This window comes from Echinicola soli, assembly GCF_006575665.1.
GTDB classification, from domain to species: Bacteria; Bacteroidota; Bacteroidia; order Cytophagales; family Cyclobacteriaceae; genus Echinicola; species Echinicola soli.
On sequence record NZ_CP041253.1, the window covers coordinates 4,437,174 to 4,456,222 of the forward strand.

Here is a 19,049-nt window from a genome sequence, read left to right on the forward strand (position 1 = left end):
CCCAAATGAAAGAAGTATATATCATCTCAGCAGTAAGAACTCCCTTGGGGAGTTTTGGAGGCAAGCTCTCAAGTCTCACTGCAGTGGAACTGGGGGCTCAAGCCATCAAAGGCGCATTAGAACGGGCACAGGTCGCATCGGACCAAGTCGAAGAAGTGATCATGGGAAATGTCCTGTCCGCAAACCTGGGACAAGCTCCCGCTCGCCAAGCGGCCATAGGTGCAGGCATTGGCTATGATGTTCCCTGCACCACCGTCAACAAAGTCTGTGCATCGGGAATGAAGTCCGTCATATTTGCTGCCCAATCCATCATGACCGGACAGAGCGAAGTCATCGTGGCCGGAGGTATGGAAAGCATGTCCAATGTCCCCTACTACATTCCCAAAGCCCGCTTTGGCTACAAGTTCGGCAACGGAGAATTTATCGATGGCCTTGCTAAGGACGGATTGCACGAGGTATATTATAACTTCCCCATGGGCAACTGTGCTGAAAATACCGCAAAGAAAAGGAACATCAGCCGTGAAGCGCAAGATGAATATGCCATCCAGTCCTACCAACGCGCTGCCGAAGCCTGGAAAAACAATGTCTTCAAGGACGAAGTAATTCCGGTCACCTATAGAGGCAGAAAGGGTGAGACCATCACAGTAGATGAAGACGAAGAATACAAAAACGTTATTTTCGAAAAAATACCATCACTGCGGCCGGTCTTTGATAAAGAAGGCTCGGTAACCGCTGCCAACGCTTCCACCATGAACGATGGTGCATCAGCCTTAGTACTGATGAGCAAGGAAAAAGCAGAAGCCCTTGGGCTAAAACCTATCGCAAAAATCCTGGGCTTCGCCGATGCGGCCACGGATCCCATCTGGTTTACCACCGCTCCTGCGCTGGCCATTCCCAAAGCCATCAAAAACGCAGGAATAAACGCGGAAGATGTGGATTACTATGAAATCAATGAGGCTTTCTCTGCAGTGGCCATCGCAAATCAAGCCGAATTAAAAATCGCAAAAGATCGTCTTAACATTTTTGGTGGAGCAGTATCGCTCGGGCACCCTTTGGGTGCATCAGGCGCCAGGATCATGGCCACCCTGTACACCGCACTCCAGCAGAAAGATGGTAAAATCGGCGTAGCAGGCATCTGTAATGGCGGCGGAGGGGCTTCGGCTATCGTCATCAAACGCATGAAATAAGAAAACTGGCCTAGATCCAAATTTAACCTAAAGTACAACCCTCCAAATAAGACCAAGCACTTGACAGTTCCACAAAACGACATGTCCTTTAAATTACTCTTCCTATCCATCTTTGCACTCTTCTGTATCAAAAGTTACGCACAGGATACGGTAAGAACCTTTTATGATGAGATGAAGTCCATACCAATGGAAATTTACCTCACAAAAAATAAACAAGTGGACGGTCGTTATCAGTTATTTTACGAGGATGGATCGATTCAGCTCCAAGGGAACTTTGTAAACGGAAAGCGGGAAGGAGTATTTGTGCATTTCTACCCTGAGCATGGTGATACGCTTAAAACAGTCCACTATCAAAACGGTAATAGAAAAGGCCCGGCTTTGTCTTATGACGAAGCTGGAAACCTCATCCAAAAAGCCTATTTTCATGAGGACATGATGGAAGGAACAGTAGAAAGTTACTTTACGGACGGCACCTTGAAAATGAAAGGACAATTTGTCCATAACAAACCCCATGGTAAGCATACAGACTATTATCCTGATGGTACTCTCCGCTCAGAATCCAATTATGAAGAGGGTATGCTGGACGGATCATTTAAGAGCTTTTATGAAAATGGAAAACTGCAATCTGAAGAGCACTATGCTGCTGGACAGCTGGATGGTAAAGTCACCTCTTACTATCCAAATGGACAACTAAAAGAGCAGTCTTTTTATGATGACGGCGAGCAGGACGATGCTTTTACAGGCTATCATGAAAATGGACAAATAGCCAAAAAGGGAGAATATAAAAACGGACGACCAGACGGTCTTTTCAAAACATTCTATCCCACAGGCACCACCAAAGAGATCATAGCGTACAAAAAGGGGAAACCGATAGACAAGCAGATACTCTACTATCCATCAGGAAAGAAATCCGAAGTCATCTCCTATGCTCGTGATGGGGTCAAACAGCAGCATATCTTTTATCATGAAAATGGCCAAGTCCAGAAGAAGGTCCAACTTGTCGGAGGGCTTCCACAAGGCCAGGTCATTGCCTATGATGAAAACGGCAATAAGCAAGAAGTAATCCCCTATCAAAACGGAAAATGGAATGGTCATTACAGGCGCTTTGATGCAGCAGGGAACCTGATATTGGAGCAAGGATTCAAGAATGGAAAACAGCACGGAGACGAAAAAACCTACCATCCCAATGGTCAACCCAAAACATTGACCTCTTACGATTTCGGATGGAAGCATGGCCCTTTCCAATCATTGAGCCCTACAGGGGATATTCTAGTGGAAGGAAGTTTTTGGTTCAACAAAAAATCCTCAGTTTGGAAATACTATGACGATAAAGGAACCCTCATAAAAACAGAAAATTATGATAAAAAGGGTAAATTAGTTGAATAATTTTTCATCAATTAAAAGGTTAAAATCAGCCTAACTCCTATTTTTGCTATTTAAAATTTATACGTTAACCTTAGGTAACATTCGGTAGAGAATATCGGGCAGTTGCCCCAAAGAAAGTGATAGCATCATGAATACGGCCATAAAAGAAACCCAATTCGAATTCCCGAATCAAACAGGTTTTTACAAAGGAAAAGTCCGGGATGTCTACATGTTTGAGGACAAGATCGCAGTAGTCGCCTCCGACAGGATCTCCGCTTTTGACGTGGTCCTTCCACTGCCCATTCCTTTTAAAGGTCAGGTGCTAAACCAGATAGCGGCCAAGTTTTTGGCAGCCACCGCTGACATCGTCCCCAACTGGGTGATCGCTACACCTGACCCCAATGTCACTATAGGCAAAAAATGTGAGCCTTTTAAGGTAGAAATGGTCATCAGGGGCTATCTCGCTGGCCACGCTTGGCGTGAATACCGGGAGGGAAAAAGGAGCATTTGTGGTGTCAGCCTTCCAGAAGGACTGAAAGAAAATGACAAGCTCCCAGAACCGATCATCACCCCTACCACCAAGGCAGACGAAGGGCATGATGAAGACATCAGCAGGGAAGACATCTTGGCAAATGGCATTGTCAGTGCGGAAGATTATGCCATCCTCGAAAAATACACTAGGGCACTCTTCCTCAGAGGAACTGAAATGGCCGCCGAAAAAGGCTTAATCCTAGTGGATACCAAGTATGAATTCGGGAAAGCTGAAGGCAAAATATTCTTGATCGACGAAGTGCATACTCCTGATTCCTCCCGCTACTTTTATGCAAAAGGCTATAAGGAAAACCAAGAAGCCAACCAGCCCCAAAAGCAGCTTTCAAAGGAATTTGTAAGGCAATGGCTGATCGCCAATAGCTTTCAGGGCAAAGAAGGCCAGAAAGTACCCAATATGCCCAATAAAATTGTAAATGATATTTCCGACCGTTATATTGAGCTTTATGAGATGATTACTGGTGAAAAATTCCAAAAAGCAGATAATACCAATATGATGGAAAGAATCAGGAAATCAATTGAAGTGAGCATTTGATTTCCTAAATCTCCTATCCAAAAGGCCTAGTATTGGCCAGAACAAAATCCACTAAAAATGAAGTACGCAGTAGATAAAAAAGAACAATACGTAATATTCACCTTGCAGGAAGAAAAGTTGGATTCTCCCCTTTCTCCTGTCTTGAAGTCAGAACTATTGACCGTCCATGCCGAAGGCTATAGAAACCTGGTCCTGGACATGAGCCAAGTAAAGTATGCTGACTCCAGCGGACTAAGTGCGCTACTGGTGGGCCACCGTGCCTTCAGTGAAGATGGCGGCATCTTTGTCATCTCCGCTCCCCAAGACCATGTCACCAAGCTTATCAAAATATCCATGCTAGACAAGGTCCTTAATGTAGTAGATTCTATTGAAAATGCCGCTGACAAGATCTTTATGCATGAGATCGATGGAAGTAAGGAAGAGGAAGAAGAGGAAAACTAAACTTGGAATTTTCGGTTACTATTTTAGGCTCCAATTCTGCCGTTCCTGCCCATAACAGGAACCAGACTTCCCAGATCGTCACCCTTGGCAGTAAATTACTGATGGTCGACTGTGGAGAAGCCACCCAAATCCAGTTACAGCGTTACAAAATCCGGTCGTTTAAGATCGACCATATCTTTATATCGCATTTGCATGGAGATCACTACCTCGGACTGATGGGCGTGATCTCCACTTTTCATCTCAACAAGCGAAAAACGCCCCTCACCATCTATGGTCCCCGTGGACTGGACGAGATCATCACCACGCAACTTAAGTACAGCAATACGAAATTGAACTACCCGCTCCGTTTTGTCCGGACAGATCCGAACGAAAAGCAACTGCTGGTAGATGCCAAAAAGTTTATGGTGTACAGTTTTCCGCTGAAGCACCGCTTACCGTGTACAGGATTCCTGATCGTGGAAAAGCCCGGTCTTCGCCACATCAACAAAGAAAAACTCCAAGAACAGCCACTGAGCATCCCTGCCATCAACGTACTCAAAAACGGCAAGGACTTTAGGGATAAAGACGGAAACGTATTTACCGTCGAGGAATTTACCAACCCGCCAGATCCCATACGTAAATATGCCTTCTGCTCTGATACGATCTTTGATGAAGCATTAGTGCCCTACTTGAAAGAAGTAGACCTGCTCTACCACGAATCCACCTTTATGGAATCGGAATGTGAAAGGGCTGCAGAAACCTTTCATTGTACAGCCAGTCAAGCTGCCACCATTGCCAAAAAAGCCAATGTCAAGCAGTTACTGCTGGGACATTATTCCACGCGGTATGTTGAGCTGGAACCTTTGCTGGAGGAAGCCAGCAGTGTTTTTGACCGATGCCAGCTCAGTATCGAAGGAGAAACGTATCATCTCTAGCCTATGTCCACCACCGCCGACCAAAACTTCCAAAACAAGAAGACCACACTGTTCATCGTGCTGAGCGGGATCTTCTTGACCAATGCCATCCTGGCCGAACTCATCGGGGTAAAAATATTTTCCGGTGAGGCCACCTTGGGGCTTGAACCTGCCAATTGGACGTTTTTCGGGGAATATGTACTGGACTTTAACCTTACGGCTGGAGCGGTGATCTGGCCGGTGGTCTTTATCACCACAGACATCATCAATGAGTATTTTGGCAAAAAAGGAGTGCGCAAAATCAGCTTCCTCACGGCGGGCTTTATTGCCTATGCGTTTATTTTTATAGTCATTGTCACCGCCTTGCCCCCTGCAAAATTCTGGCTGGATGTCAACAGCACCGACCCCAATGGCAATCCCTTCAACATAGAATATGCCTTTGACGTTATCTTCCGGCAAGGCTTGGGAATCATCATTGGCTCCTTGACCGCATTCTTGCTGGGGCAGTTGATCGACGTATATGTCTTCCAAAAACTCCGGAAGATCACCGGTGCCAAAATGATCTGGCTGCGTGCCACCGGCTCCACCCTGGTTTCCCAACTGATCGACTCTTTCGTGGTATTGGGGATCGCTTTTTACGTCTTTGGCAATTGGTCCATCGAGCAGCTGATCGCTGTGGGCATCATCAATTACATTTACAAATTCACCGTCGCCATCATCCTCACTCCCCTACTCTACGTGGGACACAATATCATCGATGATTACCTCGGCAAAGAGTACGCCGAACGAATGGCCGAAGAAGCCTCAGGGAACACTTCTTTTTAACCAGGTTTTAATGCCGTTTAGATAAGAGCAGACAGTGACAAAGCTGTTATTCCGACGAATAGCCTGTCCCAATGGCTATCGGGAATACGGCATTCTCGTTTGCGGGAAATGAGATTGCTTCACGCCGCATCGCCCACTGATTACTGAATCCTGATTACTACCCTGCCCCACTCCTATGCAAAATACCCCATTTTGGGTATTTGTTTAAACGTAAAGATTCGGTATTTTTCTAAAATATCTGGTTGTAAACAGAAGTAGTCGTTTATAGTCGTTTACAAACGGGAATTATAATGAAGGTAGAGGCAATGTTGTTGCTTTTATATGAGTGTTACCCAACCTAAAGAAAATGAAACATCAGTTATCGCTAATAATTCTAAGCTTCATCATATTATCCCAAAAAGCTTACTCTCAAGATAAAAGCGATAGTGAAGTCGTTTCAAAAGCAATTGATAAACACGGAAAAGACTTTTTGAAAAATAAAGACATTACTTCAGTTTCCATAGGTGTGCTCAAAGATGGAGAAGTCTACACCCAACACTTTGGAGAACTTGAAAAAGGCAAGGGCAATATCCCTAGTAATGAATCGATCTATGAAGTTGGCTCTGTAACCAAAACTATGACCGGATATTTGGTTGCCGAGGCTGTAGTTGCCAGGAAAATCAAATTAGAGGATGATATTAGACTATATCTAAAAGGAGATTATCCAAATTTGGAATACAACAATAAGCCTGTAACCATAAAGCACCTACTAACCCATACAAGTGGCTTACCTATGTCTTTGCCAACAGAATTAAATGGGGTATTTGAAAGCCTAGATGAAAATGTGCCTAAAGAATACTATGAAATAGAAAAGTCTTACGACAAAGAAAAATTCTTAGCGGACTTAAAAAATGTTTCCCTAACCGTTGAGCCAGGCACTAAATACTCTTATTCCAACACTGGAGCAGAATTGATTGGATATGTATTGGAAAAAGTATATAGGAAAAGCCTAGATCGTCTATTGAAAGAGAGTTTTTTAGATGAATACGAAATGCTTAGCACTGCAATCGAGTTAAACGAGACACAAACCAGAAAGCTCGTACGTGGATATTGGATGAGCAATACAACACTTTCACCTATTCTACTTAACCAATTATGGGCAACCGCAGGTGGCATAAAAATGAACCTGACAGATATGATACGCTATATGGAATTACAATTGAATACCGAGGATCCTATTGTTTCTGAATCCCATAAAGTGCTTTATGATAATAAGACACTCAAAGTTGCCTATTTTTGGAGAGCATGGAATGATAAATATGGCCCATCTTACAATCATCATGGAGGAACAACTGGCACTCAAAATTGGCTTTTCATTTTTCCTGATCATAAATTAGGTATTTCCATAATAACAAATCAAAGTGGTCCAAAAACGCCAAATCTTCTAAGTAAAACTGTAAAAAAGATTTTGAAAGACATAATTAAAGCATAAAAGGTTGGGTAATCGAGTACACGGCCATCAGCCATAAATCCACTGTGTGCACCCTCGCCACGGCGCACACAGTCTCACAACTCTGCTGAGCTAGCCAAAACACCACCAAGCAAGCGTACGAGGGCCTTACCAATAGTCATCGGTAAAGGCTGTATATGGCGGTTCACGGGATTGTAGGTTGTGCTTTTGGATAGTAGCCCTTTTACGAATCGTGGCAAAATAGCTTGCCACTTGCTTTCAAGGTACACACAATATATAACCGCAATTTCGGCGGATTCGACTACGTCCGAATCCACTCGGAACTGCTAACTTTCATACCAATCCGAAAATTAACGCATATAAACCCGTAACTGACCGTTATACAAGACCGTTGTAAGTAATGCTGAAAAAAATATCGTTCCAAACAAAAAATTAAGTTGAATTAGGAAAATGGACAGTAATTTGAACCAAATAAATACGGAAATATATAAAAAATGCGGACTGAACATTTCAGGGATCCATCTCGAAAAAGAAAGTAAAGAATATAATGCCTGCCGATTTGAATTAAACGGACAAAAAATTATAAGCAGAAACGCTAAAATCACCCCTAAAAAAGTTGGACAATTTGTGACATTCTGGAAGCGGAATGAAAACGGACCAATTGAACCGCTTGAAGAAAATGACCAAATTGATTTTTATGTTGTAAACGTGAGGACTGAAAGTGAGTTCGGACAGTTTGTTTTTCCAAAATCTGTGTTGATTAAAAAAGGAATAATCTCAACGGAAAACAAAGAAGGAAAAAGAGCATTTCGAGTTTATCCGAATTGGGACATTGTTAAAAGTAAACAAGCGGAACGAACTCAAAAATGGCAATTAGACTATTTTTACAAAATAGATGATTTAACGGACATTGAAAAGGTAACGAAACTGTATAAAACTAAATAACTACGAGCGAAAAGCATTACTTACAACACTGCAGATAACGCATAGCTTCGGATTTTCATTACACATATTGTATTTTAAACCTTACCCCACGCCATTTTCAATACCTTCCTTACTCCTCTGCGCCAGCTGCTGAGCGATCATGCTGCCAGTCACCAGCTGCAAAGCGTGGTAAAGCATCAAGGGAAGTAAGACCACCCCAAAGGTCACGGGATCGGGAAAGAGTACTTTGCCCATTGCGGCACCTTGGATGAGGGATTTTTTGGAGCCGCAGAAGAGCACTGTAATCTGGTCGGCCCGCTCAAATCCCAACAGCCTTCCCATGCCATACATCAAGGCTGCCATCATCAAAAACAACAGCAACATCAATCCTCCCAATCCCACCAAAAAGGACCAACTCCTCCCTTCAAACATCCCCCTGCCCACAGCGGCAGAAAAGGCCGAAAAAACGATCATCAAGATAATCGTCTGGTCAAGGTTTTTGAGGGCTGTGCTGTGCCTACTGACCCAAGGCCCCAAGACACGATGTAAAAGGAACCCTCCCATCACTGGAAACAGCACTTGTAAACTCAACTGCCAAAAGGTATGCAGCAAATCAAAGGTCATTTCGCTTCCTTCCAAGAAAAATTCCATCCATATCGGAGTAATAAAAATCCCCACGATACTGGAAATACTGGCATTGAAGATCGCTGCGGGGACATTGCCACCAGCAATGGACACCATCACCACCGAAGCGGAGACGGTAGATGGCAATGCAGAAAGGTACAGGGCTCCTAGCCACATCGGATCATCTCCTGCCCCCACAAGGCACTTTACCAAGGTCACCACAGCAGGAAAAACCAAAAACGTAGTGCTCTGGATAAGGAGGTGCAGTTTCCAATTGCCCAATCCTGATTTCAATTTGACAGGATCCATCTTTACGCCGTAAAAGAAGAAAATCACCGATACCCCGTAATGAGTGATCTCCTTAAACGGAATAATGCTGTCCTCTGCTCCCAGCTCAGGAAATATATTGGCCAGAACAATCGTCCCTATCAAGGCCAGAAAAAAGCCGTTCAAACCGGCTTTGGTAAGGATGTTTTTAAGTTGACTCATTACGTTTTCCGTTATTGGTTATAAGGATATCAGGTTACTGGTCGGTGTCCACAGGCCACTATACCGCCTGCGGTGTGCCACAGCAATGGCTCCATTTTGACCTAGCAGGCTTTAGCCCCCTCTCCTAAAATTATCACAAATTACCGCGGTGGCAATGGCCACATTAAGGGATTCGGCATGGCCAAATCGAGGAATGGTCAGTTTCTCAGTCACCATTTTCTCAAGCCGGGGACTGATTCCATTGGCCTCATTGCCCATAAGAATAATCCCCTCTGGTGCCAACGTTCGCTTGTGGATGTTTTCTCCCTCCAAAAACGCCCCATAAACCGGTAATGGTTGCTGAGGCAGATAAGCTTCAAGGTCGGTGTAAAAAAAAGACACCCGTGTAAAAGAACCCATACTGGAATGTAGTACTTTGGGATTATAAAAATCGGCTGTTTGTGAAGAAAGCACCAACTTATGGATCCCGTACCAGTCGGCGATCCGGATGATGGTACCCAGGTTTCCAGGATCACGCACATCATCCAGCGCAATGGCCAGTTCACCTTTTCTGATGTCAAATGGAGTATTTTTCTTAATTTTGGCTACTGCTAGGGCTGCGTCGTTGGTTTTAAAAGAGCCAGCAGACTCCAAGGTCTTTGGGGACACTTCATGACTTGCAGCATTAGAGGAACTGATCAGCTGGGAATGTTCTTCATGATATTTGGCAGTATAAAGAAGATGCGTAACTTCAAAATCCGAAAGCAGTAATTCCGTTACATTTTTGGCGCCTTCCACAAAAAAAGCGTCCTCCTGTTTACGGAATTTTTTCTGTTGCAAGGATTTAATAAACTTAAGCGTATTTTTGCTGATCATTAAGGTCGATTAGTTGTGAATAAAACCAAATATATAAACTTTATTCTTGCCTTGCTGTTGCTTTCGTCATGTTCTTTGACCAAGGGGCTCAAAGAGGGCGAATACCTGATTTATGATGTTGACCTTAAAGGCATCAAAAAAGCCAATGAAGTAAAAGTCAAGCAGCTGATCAAACAGTTCCCCAACACTCGGATACCCATTCTGAATTTTTCCCCGGGTGTCTTCGTTTACAATATCGGCGAAGCCAACTATGACAGCGTAAAAGTGGCCCAAAAAATGGCTTCCATACAAGCCAAACAGCGTGATATTCAAGCCCAACTCGAAACCGATCCTAACAACAACAAACTAGAAAAACAGTATTACAAATACGCCAATAGAACAGACGACCTCAAAAAGAAACTGAACTATGGCAACTGGTTCATGCGAACGGGAAACCCAAAAACCGTCCATGACAGTGCCAAAACGGCTGAGTCAGAAAGAGAAATCCAAAACTACTTGGTCAACCATGGTTTTTTTGAGGCGGAAGTGAGCACGCAAGTACAACGGAAAAGGAAAAAGATGTACATCACCTATAAAGTAGAGGAAAACAGTCCCTACCTTATAGACAGCAGCTACACCAAGACTGGTGATGCCAATATTTCACGTTTATTGGAGATGGACACCGAAAACAGTCTCGTACATACCGGCCAGCGGTACAACCAAGACAACCTCACCAAAGAGCGCCAGCAAGTCGAAGACCTGCTCAAAAACAACGGCTACTATACCTTCTCCAAAACCTATATCGAATATAATGTCTACAAGGATACACTAGACAAGAATGTAGTCATCGAACAGGTCATCAGAAAACCCTCCTATGCAGAGCAGCACAAAGTTTACACGATCGATTCGGTGATCTTTGAGATCTCTACGCCCACAGAAGTCATTACAGACCAAGAAGTGCAAAGGGAATATGACGACATCTCCTATATCATGTACCGTGACCGCTATTCGGAAAAAATCATTGATTCCAGGGTTTTTATAGACAAAGGAGCGCTCTATAACAGGGCCGAAGTACTGGAAACCCAACGACAGCTGGCCAATTTGGATATTTTCCGCTATATCAATATTTCTTTTGATACACTGGGCAATCACATTACGACACGTATTCAGACCCAGCCCAATGAAAAATACCAAATCACCAACCAGCTGGGTGCCAGCATCACGGAACAACTGCCAGGGCCATTTTTCAGCCATTCGCTTCGAAACAGGAACCTCTTTCGGGGACTTGAGATATTTGAATTCAATTTTCGGGCCGGCCTGGAAGGAGTGGCATCGGCCACGGCAGAAGGGGGCGTTTACCGTAGCCGGGAGCTCAGCACCTCCGCTTCGGTGATTTTTCCCCAATTTTTGCTCCCCTTTAGCAGGAAAGGGCTCAAACGCTATGGCCGGTATAACCCCCGAACCAGAACACTGATCGGATATAATTATGTAAATAGGCCGGAATACATCCGGGAAGGATTCAATACGATAATTGCCTATAATTGGGCTACCAGAAACCAGCGGCAGCAATATAGCGTCAACATACTGGACGCCAACCTGATCAGGTCTAATTTAGATCCCGTTTTTGAGGAGCGTCTGTTAGAACTCCAGGAGCAAGGTAACAACTTGATCAATTCATTCCAGTCCTCTTACGTCAGCAGTGTTTCCGGTCAGGTCATCATCAACTTCAACCAGTATGGCCTCTGGCAAAGAAACCGGTCTTCCCTGTGGCGACTTAACTTCGAAAGTGGTGGTACCACCATCAACCTCCTGAACAAATCCCACTTTCAAAACCGCAGTTTGAAATACTTCCAATTCCTGAAGTTCCAGTCAGACTTCAGGAGATATATTCCGCTCAGTAGGAAAAGTACCTTTGCCTACCGTATCAATGCAGGACTGGCGGTTCCTTATGGTATAAGTGACGGGGTGTTACCCTATGAAAAGTACTTCTTTGCTGGGGGAAGTACCAGTATCCGGGCTTGGTCGCCAAGGCGCTTGGGACCGGGATCATTCACCCCCCAGACAGATGAAGAAGGCTATTTTGACTACCGTTATGAGCAGCCGGGAGACATTTTGCTGGAAGGGATGTTTGAGATCAGGCGTGAGCTCTTTGGGTATTTTGACGGAGTATTTTTCGTAGATGCAGGTAACACGTGGACCCTAAAAGAAGACCCCACCCGTGAAGGCTCCCAGTTTAAGCCAAAAACCTTCGTTCGGGAAATTGCGGTGGGCACAGGGATCGGACTGCGGATGGATTTTGATTTTCTGGTGCTCAGACTGGATATGGGAATCAAGGCCATCGACCCGGCCCAGCCAGAGGGTGAACGCTTTGTCCTTGACAACCTTTCATTTAAAAAACCCCTGGGCGAAAAAGGACAAACGGTATTTAACATTGGTATTGGATATCCTTTCTAATGGATTAATTTTGGAACATCGTCGCTGCCGAACCGTTTAACCATAAAAATTTCTAAGTGCAGCGTTATCCTTAAGCATCATTTTAATGTCAAATAGTATCAGTAAAGAACAGGTTTCAGAAGCGTTTAAATCCATTCAAGACCATATCTGTCAAGAGCTGGAAATCGGCGATGGAAAGGCAAAATTCCATGAAGACCTTTGGAAAAGGGAAGCAGGTGGTGGTGGTCGCACACGAATCATCAAAGATGGAAATGTCATTGCAAAAGGAGGTGTGGCTTTCTCTGCCGTTCATGGCCCCACACCTGATAAAATTCTGAAAAAACTAAAACTGGAAAAGGCTGATTTCTATGCTACGGGCGTATCCATCGTGATCCACCCAAGCAGTCCAATGGTACCGATCATCCACATGAACATACGGTATTTTGAAATGAGCGACGGCACCTATTGGTTTGGAGGGGGCATTGACCTTACCCCCCACTATGTGGACAAGGAAGACGCCCGCTACTTTCACGAACAAGTAAAAGCTACCTGCGACCAGTATAACCCTGCGTTTTATCCAAAATTCAAAAAATGGGCTGATGATTATTTTTACCTTCCCCATCGTGAGGAAACCAGGGGCATTGGGGGCATTTTCTTTGATCGTTTGAACGCTACGGAAGCCAATTCTTTTGAGTCCATTTATGAATTTGTAAAATCCATTGGCTACCTCTTCCCAAAAGTTTACCGTCACTTTATGGCCAAGAATGCCGCTTTGCCATTTAGTGGGAATGAACAAAAATGGCAGGCCCTGAGAAGGGGTAGATACGTCGAATTCAACTTGGTTTGGGATGCAGGGACGAAGTTTGGATTGGATACGAATGGCCGAACCGAGAGCATTCTCATGAGCATGCCGCCCGTAGCAGAATGGGAATATATGAACATCCCGGAAGAAGGCTCAAAAGAGGCCGAAACGGTCAGGCTATTGAAAAAAGATATTGACTGGATAAACTGTTAAATCTGTGATAGAAACACTGAAACATTGGGACGAAGAGCTCTTCCTCTTTCTAAATGCCCAGCACCAGGATTGGCTGGATCCTATCATGTTTGGCATTTCGGGCAAGCTGATTTGGCTTCCTTTTTATGCCCTGCTGGTCTATTTGATCATCAGGAATGCGGGGAAAGGCAGTATTTGGATTTTCATTGGGATCGCTTTGGCAATTCTTTTTAGCGACCAAATAGCCTCTGGTTTTATGAAACCCTTCTTTGAGCGCCCACGCCCCTGCCATGATCCGCGATGGGAAGGCATTATGTTTAATTACAAACATTGTGGTGGCATGTATGGTTTTGCTTCCTCCCACGCCTCCAATACTTTTTCGCTGGCCACCTACCTGCTGCTGACCTTCCACCGAAAAGTCAAGGGCTTTGGGTGGATGTTTTTGTGGGCAGCCCTCGTTTCCTATTCCAGGATTTACCTAGGTGTCCACTATCCTGCCGATGTAATCGTGGGCGCTATCGTGGGCATGATTTCGGCAGTCATCGCCTGGTGGCTGGTCGTAAAGATCAAAATGACCACCATCCGAAAAGTGGAAAAAATGGGTAAGTGACGAACAAATCAATTGGTATTTTAGGGGATCACACATCCCCTATATTTGTCGATCGGGACTGCGACACCTAAACAGATACGCGGTCTTATAAATTCTCGCCATTCTGATCGCAGTAGTAGCGAAGAGAAGCAATCCCAAACGTTCTTGAGAGTACAAGTGGCACTACTTTGCCCCGCTCGTCATAGCCTGCCCCATGGTAATTGGGGACGTTTTTCTATTGATATTACCTAAGTTCCATTAAAAAACGATCTGGTTATCCCCACAGCTTTTCCACTTGATCCTTTGTCTTAAGTCTCTCTACTCACTACTTGATACCATAAAATCAATACCCCTTCACCATCCGTTGAATGTATTTTCCCACAATATCAAACTCTAAATTGACCCTGTCACCTACTTTCAGCTGGTGAAAATTGGTGTGCTCATAGGTATAAGGAATAATGGCTACTGAGAAGCCTCCTGATTTGGAATTGAAGCAGGTCAAGCTGGTACCGTTAATGGTAATGGAACCTTTTTCCACCGTTACGTTGCCGGCAGTATCTTCAAAGGAGAAATCAAAGAGCCAACTCCCATCCTGGTTCTCTACCCGCTCCACCTTACCGATCTGATCCACATGTCCCTGCACGATGTGTCCATCAAAACGGCCATTGGCCGGCATGCATCTTTCCAGGTTTACCTTGGTACCCTCTTTCCACTCCTTAAGGCTTGTCTTTTTGAGTGTCTCGTCAATGGCTGTCACCCTGTAAATATCACCGTTCACCTTTACCACTGTCAAACACACGCCGTTATGCGCCACAGACTGATCAATCTTCAGTTCACTCGTAATGGGTGATTTGATATCAAAATGGATATTTGTACCTTCTTGGTAGATGGCCACTATTTCACCCATCGTTTCTACAATACCAGTAAACATCTTCTGACTAAAATTTAACGTTCATAAAATCAGGCAATAAGTAAAATTGCCTATTCAGGATTAAAATTAAGCGATTTAATCCATTAACTTAGCATTAAACCTGAAATATGCATTAGCCTATCTGTTGCGACCTTAAATTGCTTCAAAATCAGCTGCTGCGCTTTAGTTTTCGGTGCAACCGTAGCGGTGCTACGCTCACACCTCCAAACTAACTGATTTTATTGCACTTTCGGTTCTTCCCGACATCCGCCGGGACAGGCTACTACGATTCCTAATGCATTATCCGTGTTAAAAAGAAGTTTCAACGCAAATAAGTTCACTTATCATTATGATAAAATTGGAGGATAGCTATTCTCACAAAGGCCAGCGAAAAGCACTGGTAAAAACACTGGCAAGAAAGGGCATCATGGACAAGAAAGTGCTGGAAGCCATTGGTACGATCCCGCGTCATTTTTTCTTTGACAGCGCCTTGCATTCCCATGCGTATGAGGACAAAGCTTTCCCCATCGGTGAAGGACAGACCATTTCCCAGCCATTTACGGTGGCCTTCCAAAGTGAACTATTGGCCATCAATGCCGGTGACAAGGTATTGGAAATAGGCACTGGATCTGGCTATCAGGCAGCCATACTCTATCTTCTGGGGGCTGAAGTTCACACCATAGAATATAACCAACACCTATATCAAAGGACCAAAAAATTCCTTCCCAAACTCGGCATCAAAGCCCACTTCTATCAAGGTGATGGCTCGCTGGGAATTCCCGATAAAGCTCCTTTTGACAAGATCATCGTCACGGCAGGTGCGCCTGTGGTGCCCAAAAGTCTGCTGAAGCAATTGAAAGTTGGTGGAATCCTGGTCATCCCTGTGGGAGATAGAAAGACTCAAAAGATGATGAAGCTAACAAAAAAAACCGCCAAGCAGATTACGCAGGAAGAATACGACAGCTTTGCTTTTGTGCCGCTGCTGGGGCATGAAGGATGGTAAGGAGAGGTATCAAGATTAGCGTGAAGAGACAAGAAGAAAGAATAAAAAACAAATGGTAACACGATGCAAGTATCAAGATGTCTCTTCCTCCCTCTTTGCTTGGAAGTCAGCTGGGGAGCTTCCAAGCAAAGCGAAACCACAATGGATCTGTCTCTAGTCCCAGACAGGTCCCTGAATCGATAGCATGTACTTAAATCTTTTACCAATAGTACAAATAGATGCAAAAGGAAGCCTAATACAAAAAAACAAATCAAAACATTATTCCAAAATACACCTATTATCATTTTATTATTTGAATAATAATTTCGTATTTTCGTAAAAAATATAATTAAAATGGGAAAAACAAAGAAAGTACAGGAATCTGAAGTAGTCATGACCGAGATGGTCCTGCCCAATGACACCAATACACTCGACAACCTCATGGGGGGCAAATTGATGCACTGGCTGGATGTAGTGGGTGCTATCGCGGCACAGAAACATTCCAACAGGATCGTGGTGACGGCTTCAGCAGATAGTATTTCTTTCAAGCACCCCATTGCCCTGGGCAACGTCGTCACGCTAAAAGCCCAAGTGACCCGATCCTTCAACAGCTCCATGGAAGTCTATATCGAAGTATGGGCCGAGGACATTCCTGCCAATAAAAAAACCAAGACCCACCGGGCATTTTTCACCTTTGTGGCCGTGGACCAAAACGGCCGTCCCATCGAAGTACCCAAGCTGGAGCCTACCACTGACGAGGAGAAGGAGCTGTTTGACGGAGCACTACGTAGACGGCAATTACGACTGGTACTTTCCAAAAGAATGGATCCAAAAGATGCCGTGGAGCTCAAATCCATCTTTGGCCTGGAAGAGGCTTTGGGTGCAAAGAAGAAGTAATTCTAAAACGGGTCCTCACAGATTTTCAGGGTTCCGCATGTAAAAATCCACCGAATCTGTGAGAAATCAAACAAAAGTTGTTTTCAGGCGATTTTTTGATCATTTTAGCCTTATGGAAGAAATGGACATCGATAAATTGGGATTCTTTATAGAGGAAGATATTTTCCTTATCCCTGAAGACGCCCAAGAGATACTATTAGCGGATAAATTCAAGGATTTTACTGAAGATATTTCGAAGGAAAATCCCGCAATCCCAGCCGACAACCCTGCTGATAGCCCCCAAGAACAACCGGACAATGAAACCGTCTCATCACCTTCATTGGTTTACGATGGGGATTTTGAAAAAGGCTTGTTAGTCATTCACCAAGATGATCCACTTGGCGAGGAGTTAAAGGCATTTTTACTAAAAATCCTCAGGGCGGTTTCCTACTCGCTCAAAGACATTGCCTTGGTCTCCGCTTCCCAGGTGGCCGGACTTCCACCGGAAGCAGTCCAACAGCTCAACCCACATAAAATCCTGGTATTTGGGCGCCTGAGCCACCCAATGATTCAGCTCAAAGAGGCCAATTATGAAGTCACCAGTGATGACGAAATTGAGTACCTTTTTGCCGATAGCCTGCCTGTGATCTTTGAAGAGCAAGACCTCAAAAAACAGCTATGGAAAAGTCTTCAGGCATTTTTCAATATCAACAAATAAAAATGGACAACGCACATAAATTACGAGTTCTCAATCGATTTAGGATCATCAGCTATGCAGAAGGTATTTCCTACCTCCTCCTACTGTTTATCGCCATGCCGCTAAAGTACACCATGGACATGCCCCTGGCGGTAAAATACACAGGCTGGGTGCACGGCCTTCTTTTCATTGCTTATGTTTACCTTATTTTCCCGACACGGAGAAGCCTTAATTGGACGTTTCGTAGGACTTTATTTGCCCTAATTGCCTCCGTCCTGCCATTTGGCCCTTTCCTTTTTGACAGGAAATTGCGCCAGCAAGGACATCAAATAGAGGATCAGAATTAACGATCAGATCGTAAGGAATCATGATAGATAAAAAGAAACATATCTATCCCATCCGAAGTGGCCTGCGCACCTACCTTATTAAATACGGCAGGGAAGTGGACATTCCTGTGCACTATAAAGAGCTCTTAAGGTTTATGAGCTCCATTTCACTCTATGATTCCAGAGGAAATGATACGCTTTGGGAAACGGTCTTTTACAATGAACAGGACCGGGCAGACATCTATTATAACCTCCGAAAGATCTATGCCATCCTCAAAGCTGAAGGTGATATGAGTGTCATGCAGCACCTTTATGTGGACAGGGTGGATCTATGTACCTACGGCAACACAAAACCTTTCCGTATCCGAATCGTCAATCGCATCAATGATAATTTCGATTATTTTTATGTAAAAACGGCAGATGCTTCACGAGTGTACGGGCTGGAGCTTGAACACCTCCTCTCTCCAAACCGCATCAGCTATTTAGTTTACCAAGATACGCTGATCGAAGAACATATTGCCGGAATTCCCGGAGAGCAATTTATGCGGACTCAAATCAAGGATCCATTGCTGAACCCTATCCGGATATCCAAGGAATTTGTCAAATTTAACGAGCGTTGCTTTGTAAGACTATTGGGCGACATGCATTCCTCAAACTTTGTGGTGGACGTAACACCTGATTTCGAAGAAATCCATTACAGAATCAGGGCCATTGACTTTGACCAGCAGTCCTACGAGGGAAGAAAAACCGTCTACCTCCCACAATATTACAAGCAAAACAACACCCTTATCCAACTGGGCATCAAGCACATTACCCCTGAATCCATGGCACAATACCAGCGTGAAGAGCGGGCACTGATCGCCTTTAGGCTTAAGACCTCTACCATAGAAATCGAAGACATCCTTTACAGTATGGAAAGGGATATCATTGCCCCCATCGAAAATGTGGAGAGCTTAAAGGAGGACCTTTCCAAACACTATAAAACCTCTGCCTTTCTGGACTGCAAAAACATGGGAGAAATCCTTCGTCATAGTTTGAGGCAGGTGCTCCATAAATAGAGTAAAGCGATCATGAACGACAGTTATCGGAAAAGGTCGTATTTTCTTAACTACCTCCAAAAAGTGTG

At 44.3% G+C, this 19,049-nt stretch carries 19 protein-coding genes; 16 read left to right on the top strand and 3 right to left on the bottom strand.

Going from position 1 to position 19,049, the window contains the following annotated elements:
- Positions 1-5 precede the first annotated feature (5 nt).
- From FKX85_RS17450 to FKX85_RS17485, 8 genes are all read left to right on the top strand, one after another.
- Positions 6-1,187 (top strand): acetyl-CoA C-acyltransferase, encoded by a 1,182-nt coding sequence (locus FKX85_RS17450; protein WP_141615949.1) that lies wholly within the window; start codon positions 6-8, stop codon positions 1,185-1,187.
- A gap of 81 nt (positions 1,188-1,268) precedes the next feature.
- Positions 1,269-2,573, top strand: coding sequence for a toxin-antitoxin system YwqK family antitoxin (locus FKX85_RS17455; RefSeq protein WP_141615950.1), 1,305 nt, complete (start codon positions 1,269-1,271; stop codon positions 2,571-2,573).
- 127 nt (positions 2,574-2,700) lie between these two features.
- Positions 2,701-3,636: a phosphoribosylaminoimidazolesuccinocarboxamide synthase gene (locus tag FKX85_RS17460; protein ID WP_141615951.1), complete on the top strand. Its 936-nt coding sequence runs from the start codon at positions 2,701-2,703 to the stop codon at positions 3,634-3,636.
- 57 nt (positions 3,637-3,693) lie between these two features.
- Complete coding sequence (locus tag FKX85_RS17465) at positions 3,694-4,077, top strand: STAS domain-containing protein (protein ID WP_141615952.1); 384 nt, start codon at positions 3,694-3,696, stop codon at positions 4,075-4,077.
- Positions 4,078-4,079: 2 nt separating this feature from the next.
- Complete coding sequence (locus FKX85_RS17470) at positions 4,080-4,991, top strand: ribonuclease Z (RefSeq protein WP_141615953.1); 912 nt, start codon at positions 4,080-4,082, stop codon at positions 4,989-4,991.
- 3 nt (positions 4,992-4,994) lie between these two features.
- Positions 4,995-5,795, top strand: a complete 801-nt coding sequence (locus tag FKX85_RS17475; RefSeq protein WP_141615954.1) for a queuosine precursor transporter — start codon at positions 4,995-4,997, stop codon at positions 5,793-5,795.
- A 346-nt stretch (positions 5,796-6,141) separates the two neighbouring features.
- Positions 6,142-7,266: a serine hydrolase domain-containing protein gene (locus FKX85_RS17480; protein ID WP_141615955.1), complete on the top strand. Its 1,125-nt coding sequence runs from the start codon at positions 6,142-6,144 to the stop codon at positions 7,264-7,266.
- 429 nt (positions 7,267-7,695) lie between these two features.
- On the top strand, positions 7,696-8,190 hold the full coding sequence (locus FKX85_RS17485; protein WP_141615956.1) for a MepB family protein: 495 nt from the start codon (positions 7,696-7,698) through the stop codon (positions 8,188-8,190).
- Between the two features lie 81 nt (positions 8,191-8,271).
- On the opposite strand, the gene FKX85_RS17490 is transcribed toward FKX85_RS17485, so the two are convergent.
- Together FKX85_RS17490 and FKX85_RS17495 are read right to left on the bottom strand one after the other, a co-directional pair.
- Positions 8,272-9,282, bottom strand: a complete 1,011-nt coding sequence (locus tag FKX85_RS17490) for a bile acid:sodium symporter family protein (RefSeq protein WP_141615957.1) — start codon at positions 9,280-9,282, stop codon at positions 8,272-8,274.
- A 111-nt stretch (positions 9,283-9,393) separates the two neighbouring features.
- Positions 9,394-10,137 (bottom strand): TrmH family RNA methyltransferase, encoded by a 744-nt coding sequence (locus FKX85_RS17495; protein WP_141615958.1) that lies wholly within the window; start codon positions 10,135-10,137, stop codon positions 9,394-9,396.
- Positions 10,138-10,152: 15 nt separating this feature from the next.
- On the opposite strand from FKX85_RS17495, the gene tamL reads away from it, so the two are divergent.
- The 3 genes from tamL (at position 10,153) to FKX85_RS17510 (ending at position 14,153) form a co-directional block, all read left to right on the top strand.
- The gene (gene tamL / locus FKX85_RS17500) at positions 10,153-12,570 is read left to right on the top strand and encodes a translocation and assembly module lipoprotein TamL (protein ID WP_141615959.1); all 2,418 of its coding nucleotides are present in this window, start codon (positions 10,153-10,155) and stop codon (positions 12,568-12,570) included.
- 85 nt (positions 12,571-12,655) lie between these two features.
- The gene (gene hemF / locus FKX85_RS17505) at positions 12,656-13,564 is read left to right on the top strand and encodes an oxygen-dependent coproporphyrinogen oxidase (protein ID WP_141615960.1); all 909 of its coding nucleotides are present in this window, start codon (positions 12,656-12,658) and stop codon (positions 13,562-13,564) included.
- 4 nt (positions 13,565-13,568) lie between these two features.
- A complete protein-coding gene (locus FKX85_RS17510) occupies positions 13,569-14,153 on the top strand; it encodes a phosphatase PAP2 family protein (RefSeq protein ID WP_141615961.1) in 585 nt (194 codons plus the stop codon).
- Between the two features lie 322 nt (positions 14,154-14,475).
- Here FKX85_RS17510 and FKX85_RS17515 read toward each other — a convergent pair whose 3' ends face one another.
- Positions 14,476-15,063, bottom strand: coding sequence for a riboflavin synthase (locus FKX85_RS17515; protein ID WP_141615962.1), 588 nt, complete (start codon positions 15,061-15,063; stop codon positions 14,476-14,478).
- 328 nt (positions 15,064-15,391) lie between these two features.
- Between FKX85_RS17515 and FKX85_RS17520 the strand changes: the two genes are divergently transcribed.
- The 5 genes from FKX85_RS17520 to FKX85_RS17540 all read left to right on the top strand — a co-directional run bounded on the left by FKX85_RS17520 (position 15,392) and on the right by FKX85_RS17540 (position 18,981).
- Entirely contained in the window at positions 15,392-16,045 is a 654-nt protein-coding gene (locus tag FKX85_RS17520; protein ID WP_141615963.1) for a protein-L-isoaspartate(D-aspartate) O-methyltransferase, read from the top strand.
- Positions 16,046-16,378: 333 nt separating this feature from the next.
- Positions 16,379-16,921, top strand: coding sequence for an acyl-CoA thioesterase (locus FKX85_RS17525; RefSeq protein WP_141615964.1), 543 nt, complete (start codon positions 16,379-16,381; stop codon positions 16,919-16,921).
- Positions 16,922-16,979: 58 nt separating this feature from the next.
- Positions 16,980-17,618: a hypothetical protein gene (locus tag FKX85_RS17530; protein ID WP_229239666.1), complete on the top strand. Its 639-nt coding sequence runs from the start codon at positions 16,980-16,982 to the stop codon at positions 17,616-17,618.
- A gap of 2 nt (positions 17,619-17,620) precedes the next feature.
- Complete coding sequence (locus FKX85_RS17535; protein ID WP_141615965.1) at positions 17,621-17,944, top strand: DUF3817 domain-containing protein; 324 nt, start codon at positions 17,621-17,623, stop codon at positions 17,942-17,944.
- Between the two features lie 20 nt (positions 17,945-17,964).
- Positions 17,965-18,981 (top strand): hypothetical protein, encoded by a 1,017-nt coding sequence (locus tag FKX85_RS17540; RefSeq protein WP_141615966.1) that lies wholly within the window; start codon positions 17,965-17,967, stop codon positions 18,979-18,981.
- Positions 18,982-19,049: the final 68 nt, after the last annotated feature.